At 67.1% G+C, this 22009-nt stretch carries 23 protein-coding genes; 10 read left to right on the top strand and 13 right to left on the bottom strand.

All coding sequences use genetic code 11. The annotated features are described in order from the left end of the window. The first annotated feature begins 56 nt into the window (after positions 1–56). The 5 genes from ACW9TV_RS07900 to ACW9TV_RS07880 all read left to right on the top strand — a co-directional run bounded on the left by ACW9TV_RS07900 (position 57) and on the right by ACW9TV_RS07880 (position 4061). A complete protein-coding gene (locus ACW9TV_RS07900) occupies positions 57–2054 on the top strand; it encodes a lytic transglycosylase domain-containing protein (protein ID WP_494302944.1) in 1998 nt (665 codons plus the stop codon). A gap of 28 nt (positions 2055–2082) precedes the next feature. Next, on the top strand, positions 2083–2529 hold the full coding sequence (locus ACW9TV_RS07895) for a GreA/GreB family elongation factor (protein ID WP_494305062.1): 447 nt from the start codon (positions 2083–2085) through the stop codon (positions 2527–2529). A 382-nt stretch (positions 2530–2911) separates the two neighbouring features. Continuing rightward, entirely contained in the window at positions 2912–3127 is a 216-nt protein-coding gene (locus ACW9TV_RS07890; protein WP_494302943.1) for a hypothetical protein, read from the top strand. Beyond that, positions 3106–3456, top strand: coding sequence for a beta-barrel domain-containing protein (locus ACW9TV_RS07885; RefSeq protein ID WP_494302942.1), 351 nt, complete (start codon positions 3106–3108; stop codon positions 3454–3456). The genes ACW9TV_RS07890 and ACW9TV_RS07885 overlap by 22 nt, the downstream gene beginning before the upstream one ends. Continuing rightward, complete coding sequence (locus ACW9TV_RS07880; protein ID WP_494302941.1) at positions 3453–4061, top strand: hypothetical protein; 609 nt, start codon at positions 3453–3455, stop codon at positions 4059–4061. The genes ACW9TV_RS07885 and ACW9TV_RS07880 overlap by 4 nt, the downstream gene beginning before the upstream one ends. A gap of 225 nt (positions 4062–4286) precedes the next feature. On the opposite strand, the gene ACW9TV_RS07875 is transcribed toward ACW9TV_RS07880, so the two are convergent. The 3 genes from ACW9TV_RS07875 to recR are packed head-to-tail and all read right to left on the bottom strand — an operon-like array spanning position 4287 to position 6248. Further along, on the bottom strand, positions 4287–5075 hold the full coding sequence (locus ACW9TV_RS07875) for a polyphosphate kinase 2 family protein (RefSeq protein ID WP_494302940.1): 789 nt from the start codon (positions 5073–5075) through the stop codon (positions 4287–4289). Next, complete coding sequence (gene def / locus ACW9TV_RS07870) at positions 5075–5620, bottom strand: peptide deformylase (protein WP_494302939.1); 546 nt, start codon at positions 5618–5620, stop codon at positions 5075–5077. Before def ends, ACW9TV_RS07875 begins: the two co-directional genes overlap by 1 nt. Before the next feature lie 31 nt (positions 5621–5651). Next, positions 5652–6248, bottom strand: a complete 597-nt coding sequence (gene recR, locus ACW9TV_RS07865) for a recombination mediator RecR (RefSeq protein ID WP_494302938.1) — start codon at positions 6246–6248, stop codon at positions 5652–5654. Positions 6249–6263: 15 nt separating this feature from the next. Here recR and fmt point away from each other — a divergent pair, with 15 nt between their 5' ends. The 3 genes from fmt (at position 6264) to ACW9TV_RS07850 (ending at position 8214) form a co-directional block, all read left to right on the top strand. Continuing rightward, complete coding sequence (gene fmt, locus ACW9TV_RS07860; RefSeq protein ID WP_494302937.1) at positions 6264–7160, top strand: methionyl-tRNA formyltransferase; 897 nt, start codon at positions 6264–6266, stop codon at positions 7158–7160. Positions 7161–7204: 44 nt separating this feature from the next. After that, positions 7205–7918 (top strand): tRNA pseudouridine(38-40) synthase TruA, encoded by a 714-nt coding sequence (gene truA / locus ACW9TV_RS07855; protein WP_494305061.1) that lies wholly within the window; start codon positions 7205–7207, stop codon positions 7916–7918. 131 nt (positions 7919–8049) lie between these two features. Continuing rightward, a complete protein-coding gene (locus tag ACW9TV_RS07850) occupies positions 8050–8214 on the top strand; it encodes a hypothetical protein (RefSeq protein ID WP_494302936.1) in 165 nt (54 codons plus the stop codon). On the opposite strand, the gene ACW9TV_RS07845 is transcribed toward ACW9TV_RS07850, so the two are convergent. The 10 genes from ACW9TV_RS07845 to ACW9TV_RS07800 form a co-directional block, all read right to left on the bottom strand. Further along, on the bottom strand, positions 8215–9435 hold the full coding sequence (locus ACW9TV_RS07845; protein WP_494302935.1) for a pyridoxal-dependent decarboxylase, exosortase A system-associated: 1221 nt from the start codon (positions 9433–9435) through the stop codon (positions 8215–8217). Continuing rightward, the gene (locus ACW9TV_RS07840; RefSeq protein ID WP_494302934.1) at positions 9432–10922 is read right to left on the bottom strand and encodes an acyl-CoA ligase (AMP-forming), exosortase A system-associated; all 1491 of its coding nucleotides are present in this window, start codon (positions 10920–10922) and stop codon (positions 9432–9434) included. The genes ACW9TV_RS07845 and ACW9TV_RS07840 overlap by 4 nt, the downstream gene beginning before the upstream one ends. A gap of 4 nt (positions 10923–10926) precedes the next feature. After that, the gene (gene der / locus ACW9TV_RS07835; RefSeq protein WP_494302933.1) at positions 10927–12288 is read right to left on the bottom strand and encodes a ribosome biogenesis GTPase Der; all 1362 of its coding nucleotides are present in this window, start codon (positions 12286–12288) and stop codon (positions 10927–10929) included. A gap of 4 nt (positions 12289–12292) precedes the next feature. Then, entirely contained in the window at positions 12293–13636 is a 1344-nt protein-coding gene (locus ACW9TV_RS07830; RefSeq protein ID WP_494302932.1) for an outer membrane protein assembly factor BamB family protein, read from the bottom strand. Beyond that, positions 13633–14430, bottom strand: a complete 798-nt coding sequence (locus tag ACW9TV_RS07825; protein ID WP_494302931.1) for a tetratricopeptide repeat protein — start codon at positions 14428–14430, stop codon at positions 13633–13635. The genes ACW9TV_RS07830 and ACW9TV_RS07825 overlap by 4 nt, the downstream gene beginning before the upstream one ends. 164 nt (positions 14431–14594) lie before the next feature. Continuing rightward, a complete protein-coding gene (gene panB / locus ACW9TV_RS07820) occupies positions 14595–15476 on the bottom strand; it encodes a 3-methyl-2-oxobutanoate hydroxymethyltransferase (RefSeq protein ID WP_494302930.1) in 882 nt (293 codons plus the stop codon). A 114-nt stretch (positions 15477–15590) separates the two neighbouring features. Further along, entirely contained in the window at positions 15591–15980 is a 390-nt protein-coding gene (locus tag ACW9TV_RS07815) for an arsenate reductase family protein (RefSeq protein ID WP_494302929.1), read from the bottom strand. After that, the gene (locus ACW9TV_RS07810) at positions 15977–16264 is read right to left on the bottom strand and encodes a hypothetical protein (protein ID WP_494302928.1); all 288 of its coding nucleotides are present in this window, start codon (positions 16262–16264) and stop codon (positions 15977–15979) included. The genes ACW9TV_RS07815 and ACW9TV_RS07810 overlap by 4 nt, the downstream gene beginning before the upstream one ends. Before the next feature lie 135 nt (positions 16265–16399). Beyond that, positions 16400–16756, bottom strand: a complete 357-nt coding sequence (locus ACW9TV_RS07805) for an ArsC family reductase (protein ID WP_494302927.1) — start codon at positions 16754–16756, stop codon at positions 16400–16402. A gap of 215 nt (positions 16757–16971) precedes the next feature. Beyond that, positions 16972–17862, bottom strand: a complete 891-nt coding sequence (locus ACW9TV_RS07800; protein WP_494302926.1) for a LysR family transcriptional regulator — start codon at positions 17860–17862, stop codon at positions 16972–16974. A 195-nt stretch (positions 17863–18057) separates the two neighbouring features. Here ACW9TV_RS07800 and ACW9TV_RS07795 point away from each other — a divergent pair, with 195 nt between their 5' ends. Both ACW9TV_RS07795 and ACW9TV_RS07790 read left to right on the top strand, forming a co-directional pair. Then, entirely contained in the window at positions 18058–19536 is a 1479-nt protein-coding gene (locus tag ACW9TV_RS07795) for a proton-conducting transporter transmembrane domain-containing protein (RefSeq protein WP_494302925.1), read from the top strand. 26 nt (positions 19537–19562) lie between these two features. After that, positions 19563–21998 (top strand): YbcC family protein, encoded by a 2436-nt coding sequence (locus ACW9TV_RS07790; RefSeq protein ID WP_494302924.1) that lies wholly within the window; start codon positions 19563–19565, stop codon positions 21996–21998. Positions 21999–22009: the final 11 nt, after the last annotated feature.

The following is a 22009-nucleotide window of genomic DNA, read 5'->3' as shown; positions in this document are numbered from 1 at the left end:
GCAACAGTCACCCGGCAGCCTTGGCGCAATCGCCGTGTCTGCCTAAAGACTTCCCAATGTCCGTGCAACATCGCCTGTCACTCGCCGTCGCGGCCCTGCTTGCCGCAGCCTCCCCCGCCCTCGCGCAATCCGATCCGGCCGCGCGCGCCTGGCTTGCCCAGCAGTTCGCCGCCTATCAGGCCGGCTCGTCGGCTGCCCCACAGGGCGCGCCCAGCGCCACCGCAAACAGCCTCGCCACCTGGGAATGGCTACGCCGCACGCCGCCCGCGGGCGTCACCTACCCGCTCGCGGCACAGGCCCAGTGGCTTTCGAACCACCCCGGCTGGCCCGGCCACGCCGCCATCCGCCGCCGCGCCGAAACCCAGGCGGCCGATCCGGCAAAGTCGTCCGACAGCGAAGCACGCGCCTTCTTCCGCGCAATCCCGCCCGCCACGTCGGCGGGTCAGGCGCGCAACGCCCTGCTCCTCTCCGGGCCGGAAGCGCTCGCCCAGGCCCGTGCCGCCTGGGCCCGTCCGTCCATCCCGCCGGAACTCGAATCCGCGCTTCTCGCCCGCTTCGGCTCGAACTTCACCCGCGAAGATCATGCTGCACGCGCCGATGCCCTCATCTGGGCCGGGCAGACCACGGCGGCCGCCCGGCTCTTCCCCCTCCTCGATGATGAAGCCCGCGCCCTTTCCCAGGCCCGCATCGCCCTGCGCAGCGGGGCCGCAGACGCCGAAGCCCGCGTCGCCTCCGTTCCGGCACGCCACCGCCGCAATCCCGGCCTCACGCACGACCGCTCGATCTTCCTCGAACGCAAGGGCCGCCTCGCCGAAGCCGAAGCGCTGCTCGCCGCCGGCGACACGGATGCGGGGGTCACCGCACCCGAAACCTGGCTCGAACGCCGCCTTGCGCTCGGCCGCGCCGCGATGCGGCGGGGCGATCACCTCACCGCCTACCGAATCCTTTCCAACCACAAGGCCGTGGCGCCCGGCGTGAACCCCGCCACCCTCCCCCTCTCCGTCCGCGTCGATCTTTCCGATACGGACTGGCTCGCCGGCTGGCTCGCCCTCCGGAAGCTCAACCGCCCCGATCACGCCCAGCAGCATTTCACCCGCTTCAACGCCACCGTCACCACCCCCATCAGCCAGACGCGCGGCGATTACTGGCTCGGCCGGGCCGAACAGGCGCGCGGCCAGCAGGCGGCCGCCACCGCCGCCTTCGAACGCGCCGCCCGCCACAGCGATTATTACTACGGCCAGCTCGCGGCAGAGGAGCTGGGGCGCGCCCCGGCCCTGCCCATGGTGCCGCGCATCCAGCCAACGGATGCTGACAGGCAGCGGGTCGAAGGCTCGTCGATGGGCCAGGCCCTGAAGCTGCTGGTCGATGGCGGAGAGGCGGTTCGCGCCTCGCTCTTCACCCGGGCGCTTGCCGACAGCCTCGAAACCCCCGCCCAGGCCCGCGCGGCGGCCGAATATGGCAAGGCGCTGAAGCGCCCCGATCTCGGCGTCTGGACATGGAAGGCCGCCCGCCCGCGCGGCGACCTCTCCACCTTCGATCTCGCCTATCCGCGCCTGCCCGCCAGCGCGCCCGTGCCCCCGGCGGACTGGCTGATCAGCCACGCCATCGCCCGGCAGGAATCCAGCTTCGACCGCACCGCCCTCTCCTCGGCCGGCGCGCGCGGCCTGATGCAGCTGATGCCCGCCACCGCGCAGGATGTCGCGAACAAGCTGGGCCTGCCCTACAGCCCGCAGCGCCTGTTCGACGATCCGGCCTACAACGTCACGCTGGGCAGCTATTACATCCGCCTCAGGCGCGACAATTTCTCGAACGCGATGATGGCGATCGCCGCCTACAACGCGGGGGCCGGCAATGTCCGCAAATGGATCGCCATGAACGGGGATCCGCGCGGCGGCACCACGCACGACCTCATCGACTGGGTGGAAATGATCCCGATCAGCGAAACCCGCACCTACGTCCAGCGGGTCAGCGAAAATGCCGTGGTCTATTCCCTTCTGGAACCCACAAGGCAGGGCGCCCAGCCCCGTGTCTCGCAATGGCTGAAGAACCCCTGAGGTGAGCGACCCCATCACGCCCGCCGGCATGGCCGCCCTGAAGGCCCGCTATGATCAGCTGTTCACCGTCGAGCGGCCGCAGATGGTCGAAACCGTCAGCTGGGCCGCCGGCAACGGCGACCGCTCCGAAAACGGTGACTATCTCTACGGCCGAAAGCGCCTGCGGGAGATTGATCGCGAACTCGCCCACCTCGCCCGCCGCATGAAAGACCTTCAGGTCGTCGATCCAGCCCGCCAGCCGGACAAGGCGCGGGTCTTCTTCGGCGCCACGGTGAAGCTGGTGGATGAGGACGACCGCGAACAGACGCTGACCCTCGTCGGCCGCGACGAGGCCGACGCCACGAACGGCCGCATCGCCTGGAACAGCCCGGTCGCCATCGCCCTGAAAGGCGCCCGCATCGGCGAAACAAGAACAGCCCGCCTGCCCGCCGGGGAGCGATATCTGGAAGTGCTGGAGATCCGTTATCCGGTGTGAATTCACGGCATAAGGCCGGATTGCGCGCCACACGGGCCAGAATAATGATGTCCTCAGCCATCCTCAAAACCGGCACAATCAAAAGCCCTTCCCCTTAAGGGGAGGGGTTGGGGTGGGGGCGCCCCGCCTGCAAGACAAACTCGATCAATTCACAACAGCCCTCTCCTCCCGCCGGGGGGAGAGTTGGAGAGAGGGGCGCAACGCCCGGGCCAGTCCGCCGGCATCCCCACAACCCCACCCCCCGCTCAGGCTGAGCCCTGAGCCAGTCGAAGGGTCGAAGCCCCGACCGATCTTGCCCCGATCTGCCCACCCGAGCAGTTGAGCGCGCAACCCCACCTTCGACAAGCCCGGCATCAGCGGGTAATCAGATCGAATGTGCGTGATGCGTGAACGTCTGCCCGATCTGGCCGAAGCCGATGCACGGCTGGCGCGGGAAGAGCTGACCAAGGCAACGCAGCGCCAGAACCAGCAGGCCCTTCGCAGCCCGGTGGACGGGGTGGTGCAGCAGCTGGCGATCTACAGCGAAGGCGCGGTGCTGAAGGCGGCGGACCCGATCCCAAAACAAGGACTGTGGTGGTGCCGGACAGCGGCGAGTTGATCGTGGAGGCACAGGTGCTGAACCGCGACGCCGGGTTCGTGGAGGTGGGTCAGCCTGTGACGGTGAAGCTGGAGGCGTTCCCGTTCACGCGCTACGGCACGCTGGAGGGGAAGCTGGCGTGGATCAGCCGGGATGCGATCCAGGACGAGAAGCTGGGTCCGGTGTACGCCGCACGGGTGACGGTGACACCGCCGCCCCGCGGCAGCACGATCGAGGTAACGCCGGGACTTGCGGCCAGCGCGGAAATTCGCACCGATGAACGGCGCGTGATCGACTATCTGTTGAGCCCGCTGGAGAGGGCAGTGTCTGAGGCGGGGAGAGAACGGTGACGTGGTACAAGCCTATACTGGCCGTTCCGATATGGCTCTATCGTTGGAGCAACAAGCTGCTCCTGCACATCTGGATTGGCCTTCCGCTGCTTACGGTGTTCGTTTGGATGTCCGGCGCGCGCTCGGAATGGGTAGATGTGTATCCCACGGCAATCCGTTCACCCAGTTTCTGGAAGGAAGGCGTTATCACACGCCCTGACCTCAGGGGGGACAAGTTGCGGTTGCGGATGAAAGACGGCAGCGCCCGTCCAATTCAGTGCGATGTCGGTTCTCGAACGACATCGAGCTGTCTTTTTGGGAAGAAGTTCCCGATTCAGGCCCGTGTTGAACTGTTCGAGTATCGAGGCATATGGATGATTCTATCCGTAGTTGATATGGAAAATGATAAGATAATAATAACTAGAGAAAATCAATTAATTCGAAATAAAAATATTGATGCATATAATTCAACGCTCACTAAAGAGGATGGTTTTTACAAGGGGTTAGCATTTGGTATTATTATGATACCATTTGGTCTGATCTATCACTTATTTTTTAAATGGATGAGGCGAATCGCCGAACGGCGAAGGCTTGCTGAGCGGGAGAGTTTGAATGCCAAGCAGTAAATTTGCCAAGGATGCGGTCACTGCAACTTTCGATTTCTGGCAGAGATTCCGGGGATAGTATACCAATTAGCCGCCACCCCCGCCCCCCCCCGCTGGGCAACCGACCGGCATAATCTCCAACAAATCCAACAGCTCCTACACCCAAGCCCTTGATTTCAAAGTGTAGGGCAATGTTCCACGTGGAACAACCAATATGGTTATTCGTGGTTTGCGCCGCGCGCCATGCTATCTCGGCTTCAGCTTGCACCCCAGTTCGCGCTCGGCCAGCTTCCGCAGGTCCGGCGTCAGCGGCGGGTCGGTCAGGTCCACGTCCTTCGCCAGTTCGTCCGCGATGATCCGCAACCCCTCGATCCGGGCCTGTTTCTTGTGATTGGCGCCGATGATGTGCCAGCGCGCATGTTCCGTGTCGGTGCGCTCGAACATCTCTTCATAGGCTTCCACATAATCGGCGCGCCGGGCCCGGTTGCGGAAATCCTCCGTCGTCACCTTCCAGCGCTTCCACGGCTGCTCCAGCCGGTCGATCAGCCGCTTGTCCTGCTCGTCCTGGCTCACATGCAGGAACAGCTTCACCAACCGCGTGCCATGCGTCACCAGCGTCGATTCAAAGGCGTTGATCTCGCCATAGGCCCGGCCCCAGTCCTCAGGCCTGGCGAAGCCCTCCACCCGCTCCACCGCCACCCGGCCGTACCAGCTGCGGTCGAACACCGTCCAGTTCCCCGCCTCGGGCAGATTCGCCCAGAAGCGGGTCAGATAATGCTGGCGCCGTTCATGATCGTTCGGCGCCGAAACCGGCACCACTTCATAGAAGCGTGGATCCAGTTCGGCGGACAGGCGCTTGATCAGGCCGCCCTTCCCGGCCGCATCCCAGCCTTCCAGCAGGATCACGGCTGCCCGCTGCTGGCGGTGATAGGCGATCAGGATCTCGAACAGCCGCAGTTGAAGCTGTTGCTCGATCTCGTCATGATTGTCCGGCGCCCGGGCATGCTCAACCCTGTCCCGCCGGCCGCCCGGCATCAGGCGGCTTTCTTCCCCGCCTTTTCGCGGCGGGCCTTCTCCAGCTTCTTCAGCACCATGTCCCGCTTCAGGCGCGACAGATGGTCGATGAACAGGATGCCGTCCAGATGGTCCATCTCATGTTGCAGGCAGGTCGCCGTCAGGCTGTCCAGCTGTTCGTCATGGGCCACGCCATGCTCGTCCAGCCAGCGGGCGCGAACCACGGCGGGCCGCTCCACATCGGCATACTGGCCCGGCACGGAAAGGCAGCCCTCGTTATAGACGCTGTAGTCCTCGCTCGGGTCATACAGTTCCGGGTTGATGAACACGCGCGGATTGGGTGTGCCCTTGCCCTCTTCATCCTCGGGCCCGTCGCCCAGGTCCATCACCAGCAGCCGGATTGGCACATCCACCTGCGCCGCCGCCAGCCCGATTCCGGGCGCGTCATACATCGTCTCGAACATGTCCGCGATCAGCGTGCGGATCTCGTCCGTCACCTCGGCCACGGGCTCGGAAATGCGGCGCAGGCGCGGGTCGGGCACTTCAAGAATGGGCAGGATAGCCATGGGCAATAGCTAGGAAGCTACGCCGCCCCGGTCAAGCCAGCGGCCGGCGCAGCCTGAGCGCCTGCGCCAGCGTGCCTTCATCCAGATAATCCAGTTCGCCCCCCACCGGCACGCCATGCGCCAGCTGCGTCACGCGGGCGCCAAGCCCTTCCAGCGCCTCCGCCACGAAATGCGCCGTCGTCTGCCCCTCCAGCGTGGCGTTCATCGCCAGCACCACTTCGGAAACCGGCGGATCGCCCGCCACCCTGTCCTTCAGCGCGTCAATGGAAAGGGCCTCGGGCCCGATCCCGTCCAGCGCGGAAAGCGTGCCGCCCAGAACATGATAGCGGCCCGCAAACAGACGCCCCCTTTCCAGCGCCCAAAGATCGGCCACGTCGGCGACAACGCACAGAAGCGCCGGATCCCGTTTTGGATCGGTGCAGATCCGGCAGGGGTTCACCGTATCCAGATTCCCGCAGATCCCGCACGGCGACAGCGACGCATCAACGCGCTGCAAGGCTGCAACCAGCGGCTGCAACTGCGTTTCGCGGTGCTTCATCAGCTGCAGCACCACCCGCCGTGCCGATCTTGGCCCCAGCCCCGGAAGCCGGGCGATCAGCGCTGTCAGTTGCTGCAGGGCGTCGTCCATTCTATCGGCTCTGCCATGCGAATTGCCTTCATGGGAACCCCGGATTTCGCGGTCGCCGCGCTGGACGCCCTGGTGCAAGCCGGCCACAGCGTCGTCGCCGTCTATACCCAGCCGCCCCGCCCGGCGAACCGGGGGCGCATCACCCCGTCGCCTGTCCACCGCCGTGCGGATGAACTTGGCCTGCCCGTGCGCACACCCGCAAGCCTGAAGGGCGCGGACGAACAGGCCGCGTTCGTCGCCCTCGATCTCGATTGTGCGGTGGTTGCGGCCTATGGCCTGCTGCTGCCGAAGGCCGTGCTGGATGCGCCGCGCCACGGCTGCCTCAACATCCATGCCTCCTTGCTGCCGCGCTGGCGTGGCGCAGCGCCAATCCAGCGCGCGATCCTGGCCGGGGATGCGGAGACCGGGGTTGCGATCATGCAGATGGAAAAAGGGCTGGATACCGGCCCCGTCCGGCTGGAAGGCCGTATCCCGATTCTGCGGGAAACCGCCGGGGAACTCACCGATGCACTGGCGGTCCTCGGCGCGAAACTGATGCTGGACGTGCTGGCCGACCTGCCCGGCCATCCGGCGGTTGCGCAGCCGGATCAGGGCGTCAGCTATGCCCACAAGATCGACAAGGCCGAAGCCCGGATCGACTGGGCGCAACCCGCACAGCAGATTGACCGGCTGGTGCGCGCCATGCAGCCCAGTCCCGGCGCCTGGTTCGAAAGCGCGGGCCAGCGGGTGAAGCTGATCGCCGCCGAACAGGCCCTCGGCAGCGGCATGCCGGGCGCCCTGATCGGCGACAGTCTGGTGGCGGCGGGTGACGGGGCGATTCGCCTGCTGACCGTCCAGCCCGAGGGCAAGCCCCGGATGGCCGCCGCCGACTGGCTGCGCGGCCGCCGCCTTCAGCCCGGCGACCCGGTTTGACCCGCCGCATCCGCTTCACGCTGGAATGGGACGGTCGGCCATTCATGGGCTGGCAGCGCCAGCCGCATGGGCCTTCGGTGCAGGAAGCGATGGAAACCGCCCTGGCCCACATCACCGGCGAAGAACCGGTCGTCCACGCGGCCGGGCGAACGGATGCCGGGGTGCATGCCAGCGGTATGGTCGCCCATGCGGAACTGGAATCGAAACTCACGGCCTTCCGGCTGATGGAAGGGATCAACGCCCGGCTGAAGCTGGCCGGTCAGCCCGTCGCGGTGCTGGATGCGCAGGAGGCCGCACCGGATTTCCACGCCCGCTTCTCCTGCACCGGCCGGGCCTATGACTACCGGATCCTCTGCCGCAGGGCCCCGCTGACCTGGAACGACGGGCTGGTCTGGCGCCGGCCGAAACCGCTGGACATCGCGGCCATGACCGAAGCCGCGGCCCTGCTGGTGGGACGGCACGACTTCACCACCTTCCGGCATGTCCACTGCCAGGCGCAAAGCCCGGTCAAGACACTGGACGAACTGGCCATTTCCGCTGACGGCGAGCTGGTGACGATCCGCGCGGCGGCGCGATCCTTCCTGCACCACCAGGTGCGGTCGATGGTCGGGGCGCTGGTTCTCGTGGGGGAAGGTCGCTGGTCTGCGGCGCATGTGAAATCGGCGCTTCAGGCACGGGACAGGGCCGCCCTGCGGCTGAATGCGCCGCCGGACGGCTTGTGGTTCATCCGGGCCAGCTATGGCCAAGCGTCGGAATAGTTTACAGAAGTTTTCCCCGCGCTTCAATTAACCCCTTGAATTCATACAATGGTTAATTTGGCACGAACATTGCATGATCGCCCTCAGGGATCGCTAAAACAAACTGAAAGCAGGCCAAGAGCGTGAATGGGATGCAGGAGCGACCAAAATCCGGCGTCCGGGGCGCTATCCTCGTCTGGATCATCGGGTTGACACTCGGTGTGGTGGCCGGAGCCGCGACCGCGATGCTTCTGATGCCCGGCGATATCCGCCATGGCGACCGGACGACCATTTCCGAGCGCTTCAGAACCCCCTGATCAGACAAGCATTTCGATCGGGGACGGATGGCCGAGAAAGGCCTCCGGGCTTGCCGAACGACCATAGGCGCCTGCCATGAACACGGCAATCAGATCCCCCACGCCGGTCGGCGGCAGGTCGATCCGGTCCGCCAGGCGATCCAGCGGCGTGCACAGGCACCCCACCACGGACATGGTTCCCGCTGACCCGTCGGCCCGGCTGGCGTTCACCACCGGATAATTGCGGCGGATCACCGTTCCGAAATTGCCGGTCGCGGCAAGCTGGTGGTGAAGGCCGCCGTCCGTCACCAGGAACGTCTCTCCGCCAGAGGTTTTCCGATCCACCACGCGGCACAGATACACGCCGGCTTCCGCCACCAGCCAGCGCCCCAGCTCCAGTGCGAAGCGGCTGCCCGCCAGAACCCCGGGGCGGCTGTGCAGAATATCCGACAAGCCGGCACCAAGCATGGAAAGATCCAGCGCGGTGTCCCCGGGAAAATAGGGGACGCCAAAGCCCCCGCCCAGGTTGATGAGCGGGGCTTGAAGCCCGGCTTCCGCCAGCAGATCCGCCGCAAGCGCGACCGACTGGCGTTGCGACTGCAGGATCGCTTCCGCCGACAGATTCTGCGAACCTGCGAACAGGTGAAGGCCCTCGAAGGCGAACGGTGGTTCCGCCATGCGGCGCAGCAGCGGAACCGCCGCCGCCGCATCGACGCCGAAGGGGCTGGCAGCGCCCCCCATCTTCATGCCGGCCCCCTTCAGCGCAAAGGGCGGATTCACCCGAAGCGCCACCCGCGCCGCCTGCCCAAGCCGTATGGCGATCGCCGCCAGCCGGTCCAGTTCGCCCGCCGATTCGACGTTCAGCGCAACGCCGGCCTTCACGGCAGCCTCCAGTTCGCGGTCACGCTTGCCGGGGCCTGCGAAGCTGATCCGGTCGTCCGGCATGCCGGACGCCAGCGCCTTCGCCATTTCCCCGGCGGACGCGACATCGAAGCCGTCCACAAGCCCCGCCATGTGTGCCAGCAGTTCAGGCATGGGGTTGGCCTTCACCGCGTAATGCAGCTGCAGCCCCTGCGGCATCGCCGCGCGGAAGGCCTGCACACGGGCGGTCAGGAGGGCCCTGTCATAGAGGAACAGCGGGGTATCCCCCGCTTCGGCCGTCCAGTCTTCCGCCGGCCGGCCGGCGACCAGAAGGCGACCGGCCGGATCCCGGCCGAACCCTGGCGGAATGCGCCCCGTCATTGCCCGAACTGCTTGCGGATCAGGCTGCGATCCAGCTTGCCGTTCGCCGAAACCGGCAGCGCATCCAGCCAGACGACACCGGTCGGCTGCATGAAGTGCGGCGCTTCCTTTCGGAACCAGGCCATCAGCCGCGCTTCTGCGGCGGATGCTTCAAGCCCGACGGCCGGCGCCGCCACCAGCCGGATGCGCTGACCGGCAAGTTCGTCGGGCAGGCCGAGCGCCACGACCTGCGCAACGGCCCCGCTCTGGTGCGCCAGTTCCTCGATCTCGGTTGGCGAGACGCGGGTGCCCATTGTCTTGATCGTCTCGTCCGCGCGGCCCACGAACGTCAGCAGCCCTTCGGAATCGCGAACCACCGTGTCCCCCGACCAGACGGCCATGCCCCCGTAGCGGGAACCGAAAGGCGCGGGCCGGAAGCGCTGGGCAGTCCGTTCCGCATCGTGCCAATAGCCCAGTGTCACCAGCGGGCCGCAATGCACAAGCTCGCCCGGTTCGCCATCGTCCGTCAGGGCGCCATCGGGCCGGACGACAAGGATTTCGGCCTCCGGGATCGCACGGCCGATGCTGGATGGGTGCGTATCCGCCAGTTCAGGGGGCAGCGTGGTCGACCGGAAGGCTTCCGTCAGGCCATACATCAGGTGCAGGCGGGCGTCTGGGAACAGGGCCCTGAGCGCCCTGACTGTCGGCACCGGCAGGCGGCCGCCGCTGTTGGAAAGGGTACGCATGGTCGCCACAGCCTCTGCCGGCCAGTCGAGCGCGACCAGTTGCACCCAGAGCGGCGGCACGGCTGCGAGCTGGGTGATGGCGTGGCGCAGGCAGGCCTGCACCACATCGCGCGGGGTGAGATAATCGAGAAGCACGACCGACGCCCCCGCATGGAAGGCGGTGGTCAGCTGAGAGAATCCGAAATCGAAGCTGAGCGGCAGCACCGACAGCAGCCGGTCATCCGGACCCGTTCCAAGATAGGCGGCGACGCTGCGCGCGCCTGTCAGCAGGTTCGCATGGGTGACCATGACCCCCTTGGGCGACCCCGTGGACCCCGATGTGTAAAGCAGGGCCGCAAGCGAGTTCCCGCCCGTGCCCTGCCCTTCCAGCGCTTCCCCGGCCGCCAGCGCCGGCCAGTCCGCCTCAAGCTCCAGCACCGGACAGGGGGAATCCACGAGCGTCGCGGCGCGCGCCCTGTGGGTGACGATGAGGCACGCCCCGGAATCGGTGAGGATATGGTGCACCTGCTGGCCGCGCAGCGCCGGATTGACCGGAACCATCACCAGCCCGGCACGCAGAACCGCGAACAGCAGGATCACGCATTCCAGACTCTTGGGCAGCCAAACGGCGATGCGCTCGCCCGGGGCGGCCCGCGCCGCCAGCGCACCGGCGACGGCGGATACCCGGGCATCCAGTTCGGCATAGGTCAGCCGCCGGTCGCGGTCGATCAGCGCCGGATCGGCCGGACGCCCCCGCTTCAGCAGTTCGTCCGCGCGCTGCATGGGATCACCCGCCGAAGGGGTTGCGGCTCGAGCGCATGTTGATCCGGATCGGCAGCCCCTTCAGGTCCAGATCGTCCCGCAGACTGTTCACCAGATAGCGGTTGTAGCTTTCCGGCAGTTCGTCCAGCCGGTTGCCGAAGACGATGAAGGTGGGCGGACGGGTGCGCGCCTGGGTGATGTAGCGCATCTTGATGCGTCGCCCGCCCGGTGCCGGGGGCGGGTTTCGTTCCAGCGCGGCTTCGAACCAGCGGTTCAGCCCGGCCGTCGGCACGCGCCGGCTCCAGCGCTCGCGCGTTTCGAAGGCGACTTCCATCAGCACGTCGAGGCCCTTTCCGGTGAGCGCGGAGACGGTGAGCACCGGCACGCCCTTCACCTGCGCCAGCCCTTCATCCAGCGCCTTCTTGATACCGTTGAACAGACGGCTCTGATCCTGCGCCGAATCCCATTTGTTTATGGCGACGATCAGCGCGCGGCCTTCCTGAAGCACCATGTCCGCGATGCGCAGATCCTGGGATTCAAGACCGAGCGTCGCATCCAGCAGCAGCACGACCACTTCCGCGAAATCCACGGCGTGGCGCGCATCCGCAACGGCGAGCTTTTCCAGCTTGTCGACGACCTTCGCCTTGCGGCGCATGCCGGCGGTGTCGATCAGCTCCACCCGCCGGTCATTCCATTCCCAGGGAATGGCGATGGAATCGCGGGTGATGCCCGCCTCGGGCCCCGTCAGCAGCCGGTTTTCACCCAGCAGCCTGTTGATGAGGGTGGACTTCCCGGCATTCGGGCGGCCCACGATGGCAAGCTTCAGCGGCGAATCCGCAGCTGGCTCTTCCGGCGTTTCGTCAGCGGTGTCGGACGGCTCCGGCAGCAGCGGGGCGAGCGCCTCGAACAGGTCGGCGAGCCCCTCGCCATGTTCGGCGGAAAGCGGAACGGGATCACCAAGGCCCAGTTCGAACGCCTCCATCAGGCCCGATTCCGCGGCCTTGCCCTCGCACTTGTTGGCGACGGGGATGATCGGCACACCGGCTTCCTGCCGCAGCCAGCGGGCGAAATGCCGATCCGACTGGGTGAGGCCCTGACGGGAATCGACCACGAACAGGGCGGCAGTCGCCCCCTCCAGCGCGGCCCGGGATTGCAGGCGCATCCGGTCCGAGAGGCTGCCGGCCTCGGCCTCCTCAAGCCCGGCGGTGTCGATCACGGTGAACTCCAGATCGAACAGCCGGGCCCGGCCTTCGCGTCGGTCCCGCGTGACGCCGGGCTGATCATCCACGAGCGCCAGCTTCTTGCCCACGAGCCGGTTGAACAGCGTGGATTTGCCGACATTGGGTCGCCCGAGGATGACGACACGAGGGAGACGCGGATCCGCCATCTGGCTAGCGGTAGGCCGTGACCGTGCCGTCGTCCGTCAGCACATAGAGGATGTTGTTGGCGACGACAGGCGGCAGATAGGCGGCGGCGGCCAGCTTCTGCCGGGCCTGCACGTCGCCGGTCTGCGGGGATACGAAGACCATTTCACCTTCGGAGGATAGCAGGATCAGGCGGCTGCCGGCCAGAACCGGGCCGAACCATTCGATGGCGCCCTTCTTCTTCTTGGCGTTCTTCCAGCGGCCCAGATCGCTGACCCAGCGGATCTTGCCATCGGTGCGGCTGACGGCGACGAGCTGGCCTTCGACGGTGACGGCGAAGACCCAGTCTCCGGCGGGCCAGGGCGAGTTCACGCCCGCGAATTCCCGTTCCCAGACGCGCTGGCCGGTGGCCATTTCCAGCGCCACCATGCGGCCGCCATGGCCGATGGCGAACACGCGGCCGCGATCGATCACGGGAGAGGCGGCGATGCCCGACAGCGCGCCGAGCGCGGTGGTGCGACCCGTGCGGGCCAGCTGATCCTGCCAGGCTGTGCGCCCGTTTTCCACGCGCAGCGCGAACAGTTCACCCGAAGGGAAGCCCGCGACAACGGTGTCGAGTGCGACGGCGGGTGCGCCCGGCCCGAGGATGGAGGCGGGCTCGACCGTGGCGTTGGCCTGCCACAACTGTTCGCCGTTTTCGGCGCTGAGCGCGGTGAGCTGACCATCCTGGCTGGTGACGAACAGGCGGCCGGAGTCAACGCCCGGGGCTGCGCGCAGCGGGGTCGGCAGCTTCACGCGCCAGGCTTCCGCGCCGGAGGCGGCATCCAGCGCCGCCACGATGCCGAAACCGGTGGTTGCGAACACGCGGCCGCCCATCACGCTGACACCGCCACCGAAGGCGGGGCGGGTCCCTTCGCCCTTCAGTTCGATCAGGCGGCGCCACAACGGGCTTCCGGTCGTCGCGTCGAAGGCGGCGACCTGGCCTTCGGTGTCGATCGTGAACAGGCGGTTTTCCGCGATCACCGGGGTTGCGTTCAGCTTGCGGGTGGCATCCGATCCGGTTCCGATCTTTGCGGACCACAGGCGCCGCGGCGTATCGGAGAGGGCCACATGGCCCAGGTTGCCGGCGGCATTTCCGGCCGGCTGCACCCATTCGGCATTCACCTGCGCGGCCGGCAGGATCACGTCCACGCCCTGCAGTTCGGCCTCGGCCTCCACCTGACGTTCATAGTCGAGCACGGAAATCCGCTCACCCATGGTGGCGGGCTTCTTGCCCTTGCTCTTGAAGGCGCCGCAGCCCGGCAGCGCCAGCAGCGCCACCGAAACCAGGCCAAGGATCGCGGCCGTCCGCATGCGGGGTTCCATCCTCATTTCGCGGCCTCCTCGGCGGCCGGGGCACCTGCCGGCGCTGCGGCGCCCTGCGCGTCCGCCTTCGCCTCGGCTTCGGCCTTGCGACGGCGCTCGTCCTCGATCTTGGTCACGTCCTGGCCCAGCGTGGCGGCCATCTGCTCGGCGCGGGCACGCAGCGACTGGGGCGCGCGATCGTCGGCGGCAATCCGGTAGAAGAGCGCGCCGGCCTTTTCGGGCGCACCGGCCTTCAGATGCGCAAGGGCGGCCAGTTCGCCAGCGATCGGGAACCAGGGGCTGTCGCCCGCCAGATAGGGCTCCGTGCGCTTCAGCACCTCGGCGGGGGACAGCTTGTCGAACTCGATCCTGAGCTGCTTCATCGTGGCGACGTCGCGGAAGGCCTGCGCGGCTTTCGCATCGCCAGCCACCTGCTTCAGCTCGGCGGCGGCCTTCGCTTCGTCCCCGCCGCTCAGCGCGATTCCGGACTTCGTCATGCCGGCGAGCGCGCGATAACCGCTGCTCGGCCCGGCGGCCACGGCTTCGAGTTCCTTCAGCGCCTCGGTCGAACCGCCGGATTCGGCCTTTTCGAGGGCGGCCGTGAACTGTTCCGACACCGCTTCGATCCGTCGGGTCTGTTCGGCCTGCCACCAGAACCAGCCGCCAAGCGCCACAAGCCCGATCACCACCACCAGCAGGATCCAGCGCCCCCAGGTGACGAGGAACTTCTTCATCTCGTCTTCGCGATAGGCTTCATCGACTTCCCGGATGAAGGCGTCGTCCCTCGGGTCGGAGGGTTTGCTGGGCGGTGTGCTGGCCAAGGCTTGTTCCCTGAATGAATTCGGGCCGGGCGAAGCCGGCAACATCCTGTTCGGCGTGTCGCCAGTCCTTTAGAGAGTGGTTCGGCAAACCGAAAGCCCCCTCCACAGGCCCGGCGGCGGGCCTGCTATCGCGGGGGGCGCTTTGCCCGGCGATGAACGGGCGTTCAGCCCTTCGGGGCCTTGGGCAGATACAGTTCCGCCTCGGCCGGAAAGCTGCGGCTGCGAACGGCGTCGGCATAGGTTGCGGCAGCCGTCGAGATGCGGCCCGCGAGATCGTCGAAGCGGCGCACGAAGCGGGGCACGCGCTCGAACATGCCCAGCATGTCGTCCACGACCAGCACCTGACCGTCACAGTCGGGCGAGGCGCCGATTCCGATGGTGGGGCATTTCACGGCGGCGGTGATGGCGCGTGCCACCGGCTCCACCACGCCTTCCACCACCAGCGCGAAGGCGCCGGCCGCCGCGATCGCACGGGCGTCCGCCTCGATCTTCGCGGCTTCGGCGGCGCTGCGTCCGCGTGCGCCATAGCCGCCGAGCGCATTGACCGCCTGTGGAGTCAGGCCGACATGGCCGACAACGGGAATGCCCCGCTTCACCAGAAATTCCACGGTGGGAGCCAGCACTTCGCCGCCTTCCATCTTCACGGCGGCCGCGCCGGTTTCCCGCAGCACGCGGGCTGCGGTTTCGAACGCCTGTTCGGGCGAAGCCTCGTAAGTGCCGAAGGGCAGGTCCACCACGACCACGCTGCGATAGCTGCCGCGTACGACGGCGGCGCCATGGGCGATCATCATTTCCAGCGAGACACGGACAGTGGTGTCGAGGCCGTAGATCACCTGGCCCAGGCTGTCCCCCACGAGAAGCATGTCGCAATGCGGATCCAGCAGCTGCGCCATGCGCGCGGTGTAGGCGGTCAGCATCACCACCGGTTCGGCGGTGGCGCCATCCTTCTTGCGGGCCTGGATGGCAGGCACCGTCAGGCGGCGGACGGGTTCCGGCACGGGATGCGCGCGGGAGGTGGCCGTGTCGAGTGTGAAGGTCGTGGACATGGGGCTGTCCTAGCGTCTCGGGGCCTCGCTGTCAGGCTCTGGTGAAGTGACAGGAACGGGGGCGGGCGGCCGAGCGGGCCGGAGGGCACAGCAGCAGGATTACGCGCCGCACGATCAGGCCGATGCCATCGGCTTGCCGTCTTCCTTGACGAAGCCGGCCGGCAGCGGGGCGTCCAGCAGGGCGATCACCTGTTCGGACGGGCGGCACAGCCGGACACCTTTCGGGGCGCAGACGAAGGGCCGCTCCACCAGCACCGGATGCGCGATCATGGCGGCGATCAGCGCCTCGTCGTCGGCATCCTCCAGCCCGGCGGCTTCGGCCTGCTTTGCGCGCAACGCCTGCCTGGGCGTCAGCCCGGCGGCGGCGAACAGCCCCAGCAACTGGCCCCTGGTCCAGCCCTCTTTCAGATAGTCGATCACCACCGGCTCGACGCCGCTGGCCCGGATGGCTGCCAGCACATTGCGCGAGGTGCCGCATTTGGGATTGTGATGGATGAGGATCATTTCGGACTTTCCGGGCCGGAGGCTGAATCTGCCGGTGTGTCGCTGCTGCTTTCCCGCGTGCCGGCGCCTGAAACGGCGCCGGAAGCCGCCCTGCCCGCCGCCACCGCCGCCGTCGGGTTGGCCGTGACCGCGCCGACCGCTGCGCCGGCCGCAACAGGCGCGGCAGCCCGCGCCACGCTTCCGGCCGCCTGACCCACGGCCTGCACCGGGGTCGTCACGATCTTCTTCGGGCTGCACGCCGGCGACGCCAGCACCATCAGCACGATTCCTGCCCTTCGGATCATGGCCTGCTTCCTTTCCGCCCTGTTCCTGCCCGCTGCCTGCGGGCATGGCAATCGCCATGCGGCAGGGCGTGTGGCGGGGTGGCCCCGACCCCGGCCTTCCCTCTCGGCCGGCCGAGCAATTGGCGATGGCGCCGATCAGCCGGCGGTCTTGAGTGCCTCGGCGTAGATCGCGGGCTTGAAGCCGGCCAGCAACAGGCCCGGCCCTTCCAGCACGGGCCGCCGGATCATGGCGGGCTGGGCCAGCATCAGCGCGATGGCGCGGGGCTCATCCAGCCCCTGCCGGTCCGCCTCGGGCAGCTTGCGGAAGGTGGTACCGGCGCGGTTCAGCACCGTTTCCCAGCCAAGCGCCGCGCACCAGCGCCGGAGCGCGGCTTCGTCCACGCCCGAAACCCTGTAGTCATGGAAGACATGCGGGATGCCGGCGGCCTCCAGCCAGACACGGGCCTTCTTCATCGTGTCGCAGTTGCGGATTCCGTAAATCGTGAAGGTCATCGCGGATACGCCTGCCCGATTGCGGCATGCAGGATCAACCCATTGTTCCCGATCATCAATTCACCCCATGTTCGCCAGAAGATCCGCCCTGGGCGGTCTTCGGAAAGCTACGCCATTGATCCTGCTGGCCGCAATGGGACGGGAAAAATCCCGTGGGTACGGCATCTGTCCGCGCAGATCGCGGCCTTGCCGCCGCCGGACCCTGGGGCCTGACCCTAGGCATCTCCCACTGCGATCGCGGGTTGAAGCAGAAGCCGGACCAGAGGGTTGGGGAAGCGTCGGGACATGGTGACGGCGTGGAACGTCTCCACGATGCCCGGCAATGGATCGCCTTCCACAAGGACGCCTGCCGCAATCTCGTCCTTGACGACAATCGGGGGAAGAACGGCCAGACCGATATCCTCGCGGGCGAGAAGTCGCATCATCGCCATGTCCTCCACTTCGGCCACGATCTGCGGCCGGACACCCAGCCTGTCCGCAAGCGCATCGAAGCCGGTGCGCACGCTGCTGTCTGTCGTCGGCAGGATGATGGGGTGGCTGCGCAGTCGATCCGCAAGGCTTGCGGCATGCCCCAGCCGATCCGGCGTTCCCACCAGGCTGACCGGGCGCTCCGCAAGACGGTGCGCGACAAGCGGAGTCAGCGCATCCCCCGGCGGCGCCTGATTGAGCAGGACGACATCCAGGTTGAGCGCCTGGAGAGCCCGAACCAGTTCGCCCGCGCTGCCGGATCGAAGGATGAGATCGATATCCGTGCGGCCCAGAAGCGGGCGGAGGAACTCCATCTGGAAGTTGCGCGAAAGGGTTGCCAGCGAACCGACGCGCAGCGCCTGCCGGACTGACCCCGTCTGTTGAAGCGTGCCAAGCATCTCGTCCCCCGTGGCGAAGATCGCGTCGGCATGGTCGAGGACGATCTGCCCGGCTTCTGTCAGATGCAGTTGCCTGCCCCGGCGCTCGAACAGCGGATGGCCGAGCCGCTCCTCGAGTTTGCGGATCTGCACCGACAGCGCCGACTGCGTGAGATTCAGCCGCTCTGCGGTGCGGGTGAGATTTCCGTCGTGGGCGACCGCCCAGAAGTAGCGAAGATGATTGTAGTTCAGGGATGCCATAAGTTCGATAATATCGAACGATTCCTCGTCAACAATGAATTTTTATCCAATCTCTTCCATCGCTACCTGGCCTCCCGACCGCCACTGATCCAGGGGATTGCCTTGTCGCTTCACCTTCTCCCGCTCCTTGCGCCGCTGCTGCTGCTTGTTGCCGCCGTCCCTGGATTTGTGCGGAAAGGGCGACGCCCCCCCCTGGTGCCGATCTTCGCGGAAGGCGCCGCGTTTGGCGGTCTGCTGATCGCAATTGCTTCTTTGATGGTTCTGATCCTGCACGGCCCCGGCGATGGCGGGCTGTCCGGCTGGGGCGGCATCGGTCTGTCGGTCCGGCTGGATGCGGTGAGCGCGACGATGCTCCTGCTGGTCTCGTTTGTCGGTTGGATCGTCGTGAGGTTCGCCCGGACCTATCTCGATGGCGAGGCCCGACAGGGCTATTTCACCGGCTGGCTTTGCGCCGCGCTCGCAGCCGTGCTGCTTCTCGTTCAGGCGGGCAATCTCGTCCAGCTGATCGGGGCGTGGATCGCGACCAGCTTCGCGCTGCACCGCCTGCTGCTGTTCTACCCCGAACGCGTGGCTGCGCAGCGCGCGGCGCGCAAGAAGCGTCTGTTCTCGACAATCGGCGCCATCGCCCTGATCAGCGCGGCCCTCCTTCTCTCGGCAGAGTTCGGAACAAGCGATATCGCCACGATCAACGCGCTGGCCCGGGCCGGCGATACCTCCTGGCACCTGATCGCCGCTGCGGCCATGCTCGCGCTCGCCGCGGTCCTGAAGTCGGCGCAGTTCCCGACACATGGCTGGCTGACCGAAGTGATGGAGGCGCCGACGCCGGTTTCGGCCCTGCTTCATGCCGGCGTGATCAATGCCGGCGGTTTCCTGCTGATCCGTTTCGCAGACGTGATGCTGTCGGCCCCCGGCGTGCTCGCCGTGCTGGCGATGCTGGGCGGGTTCACGGCGTTGTTCGGTGCGCTCGTGATGCTGACGCAGCCCGCGGTGAAGACCTCGCTCGCCTGGTCGACGGTCGCGCAAATGGGGTTCATGATGTTGCAGTGCGGTCTTGCGCTGTTCCCGCTGGCGCTGCTCCACATTGTCGCCCATTCGCTCTACAAGGCGCATGCGTTTCTGGCTTCGGGAGGGGCCGTCGAGCAGGTGGCCGCCATTCGCCGCCCCGGACCGGTCGCCGTTCCCGACGGATCCGCCGTTGGCCGCGCCTTCCTGATCGCCCTTGCGATATATGCCGGGATCGGTGCGGCGTTCGGCTTCGCCTTTGGGTTCGAGCACAAATCGCCCCAGGCGCTCGCACTGGGCGCCATCCTGATCTTCGGGGTCGCCTATCTGCTGGCCCAGGGGCTCGCAGATGCGGCGCCCAGCCCGCTGACGCGCCGGACCGCAGCCTACGCAAGCGCCGCTGCGATTGGGTATTTCGCCCTGCAGACCGCGGCCGAATGGCTGACGGCGGGGGTTTTGCCGGCAACTCCCGCGCCCGGCCGTCTGGAATGGACCCTGATTGCGCTCGCCGTGCTCAGCTTCGGGCTGCTGGCCGTGGCGCAGACGCTATTCCCGCTGTGGGCTTCGCACCCTGCCGCCTGGGGCCTTCGTGTCCATCTTTCCAATGGCCTTTACGTCAATGCCACGATCGATCGCATCCTGGGCGGCTGGTCTGTCCGGAAGCCGTCGTGACCCCACTGAGAACAAGGACAACACGCATGCTGACGACAACGACCAGACAACCAATCCTGTCGCCTGATGCGGTCATCGAGGCGGCCAGTCGTGCGGCGCGGGCCATTCCCCCCCTCTGGCCGCTCGCTTCCAGTGTCGCGGTCAACCCATTCCTGGGCCAGACAGGCGAACCGCTGGCGACTGCGGCGGCCCGTCTGCGGCGTGCCGCCGGGATCGCGCTGACGATGCCGAGGTCATGGTATGCGGACAGGTTGCGGTCGGGCGAAATCGCAGAGGATGATCTTCGCGCCGCTTTCGAGGCGGCGCCCCCGGCGCTTCGACCGAAGACGTTCGCAGCACTGAAGCAGGCCATCGGGGCCGAAGGCATGGCGCCGCAGGCCATCCCGACGGTCGCCGATCTGGCTCGCGATGTGGCCTCGGTCGACTGGCCCGGTATCGTCAATGACCGCATCGGCCACTGGGCGTCCGGCTATTTCGATCAGGGCCAGGCGCTTTGGGCCAGTGTACCGGCGAAGGGCGCCTATGCCGCATGGCGGATCACCGCGATCCATGACCTGACACCGGAAATCGCGGGCCTCGCGGGTTTCGCACAGGAAGTGGCGAATGCACCGACGGATGCCGGGGATGCGCTCGTCGAATGCGCTGCCTGTCTTGGTCTGTCCGGGGCGGCGCTGGAAAGCTATTTCCACAGGCTGCTCGTCACCCTCGGCGGCTGGGCCCAGGTTGCACGCCATCGGCTCTGGCAAGCCGAACTTGTCGGCAAGACCGACACGAGCGTGACCGACCTGCTGACCATCCGCCTGTTCTGGGAGGCAGCCCTGTTGCGCAAATACGCGTCCGCGCTGGCGCCCGAATGGCAGGCTGCGCTCGCCGCCTATGCCGTGCCGGTCTCAGCGAGCCGGGCGGATGTCGTCGACGCCATCCATCAGGAGGCGGCCGAGCGCGCTGCGCAGCGGCGCCTTCAGTCACGCCTTGCGGGACCGTCTGTGGCGTCTGCCGCTGCTGATCGCCCGAAACTTCAGATGGCCTTCTGCATCGACGTGCGCTCGGAAGTGTTTCGTCGTGCACTGGAAAGTCTCGACCCCGGCATCCGGACGCTGGGATTTGCCGGGTTCTTCGGCCTCGGCATCGGCCATCGCCGCTTCGCATCGGATGTCGTCGAGGCGCGCCTGCCGGTGCTGCTGACGCCCCGGCTGTTGACATGCGCGGGCGAAGCAACGCCGGCGGCGGCCGAAGCGGACCTGGCCGCACGGATCACGGCACGCGCGAAGCGCGCCTGGGGCCGCTTCAAACTGGCTGCCATTTCCTCGTTCGCCTTCGTGGAGGCCACAGGCCCGATCTATGTCGGCAAGCTCTTGCGTGATGGTCTGGCGCTGACGCGACAGACGCCGCCCAACGATCCGGCCCCGCGTCCGGCCGTCTTGATCGACCTGGAAGCGCGGCTGATGATGGCAGCGAACGTGCTGAAGGCAATGTCACTCACCGATGGCTTCGCGCGCCTTGTTCTGCTCGCCGGCCATGGGGCGAATGTCGTCAACAACCCGCATGCCAGCGCACTGCATTGCGGCGCCTGCGGCGGCTATTCCGGCGAGGTCAACGCGCGGCTGCTCGCCGCACTGCTCAACGACCGCGAAGTTCGCGCAGGTCTCGGCACGCGCGGCATCCGGATTCCCGAAGACACGCTGTTCCTGGCCGCGTTGCACGACACGACGACCGATGCCGTCAAGGTCTATGAGGCCGATCATCCGGTTGAGGCCCATGCCACCGATCTGGATCAGGCCAGACGCTGGCTTGCTTCCGCAAGCGCTCTGGCCCGGGCGGAACGGGCGCTGCGCCTGCCGCGCGTCACCCGCAATCGGGACATCCCGCATCGCGCCCGCGACTGGGCCGAGCTTCGCCCCGAATGGGCACTCGCCGGCTGCGAGGCCTTTGTCGCGGCGCCGCGGTCGCGCACCGCCGGGCGCGATCTGGCCGGGCGGGCTTTCCTGCACGACTATGACTGGCGACGCGACGAAGGCTTCGGCGTTCTGGAGCTGATCCTGACGGCGCCGGTGGTCGTCGCCAGCTGGATCAGCCTTCAATATTATGGTTCGACCGTTGCGCCCGAGGTCTTCGGGGCGGGCAACAAGCTGCTCCATAACGTTACGGGCGGGATCGGCGTGATCGAGGGCAATGGCGGCCTGCTGCGGCCCGGACTGCCCTGGCAATCGGTTCACGATGGCGAACGGCTGATCCATGAGCCGCTTCGGCTTTCCGTGCTGATCGAAGCGCCGCGCGAGGCGATCGCCGGAATATTGGAACGCCACCCCGAAGTGCGCGCGCTGTTCGACAATCGCTGGCTGCACCTTTTCGCCCTGGACGACGAAGGCCGGATGGCCTGGCGCTATGCCGGCGACTTGCGCTGGACGCGCTGCATCCGCGACGCGAACCCGGACCTAGAGCCGCTGCCGGCGCTCGCGTGATCACCTCGGAG

This window comes from Sandaracinobacter sp. T42 (assembly GCF_059115405.1).
The sequence above is the reverse complement of the archived record's forward strand: the minus strand, read 5'-3'. Positions and strand labels throughout refer to the sequence as shown.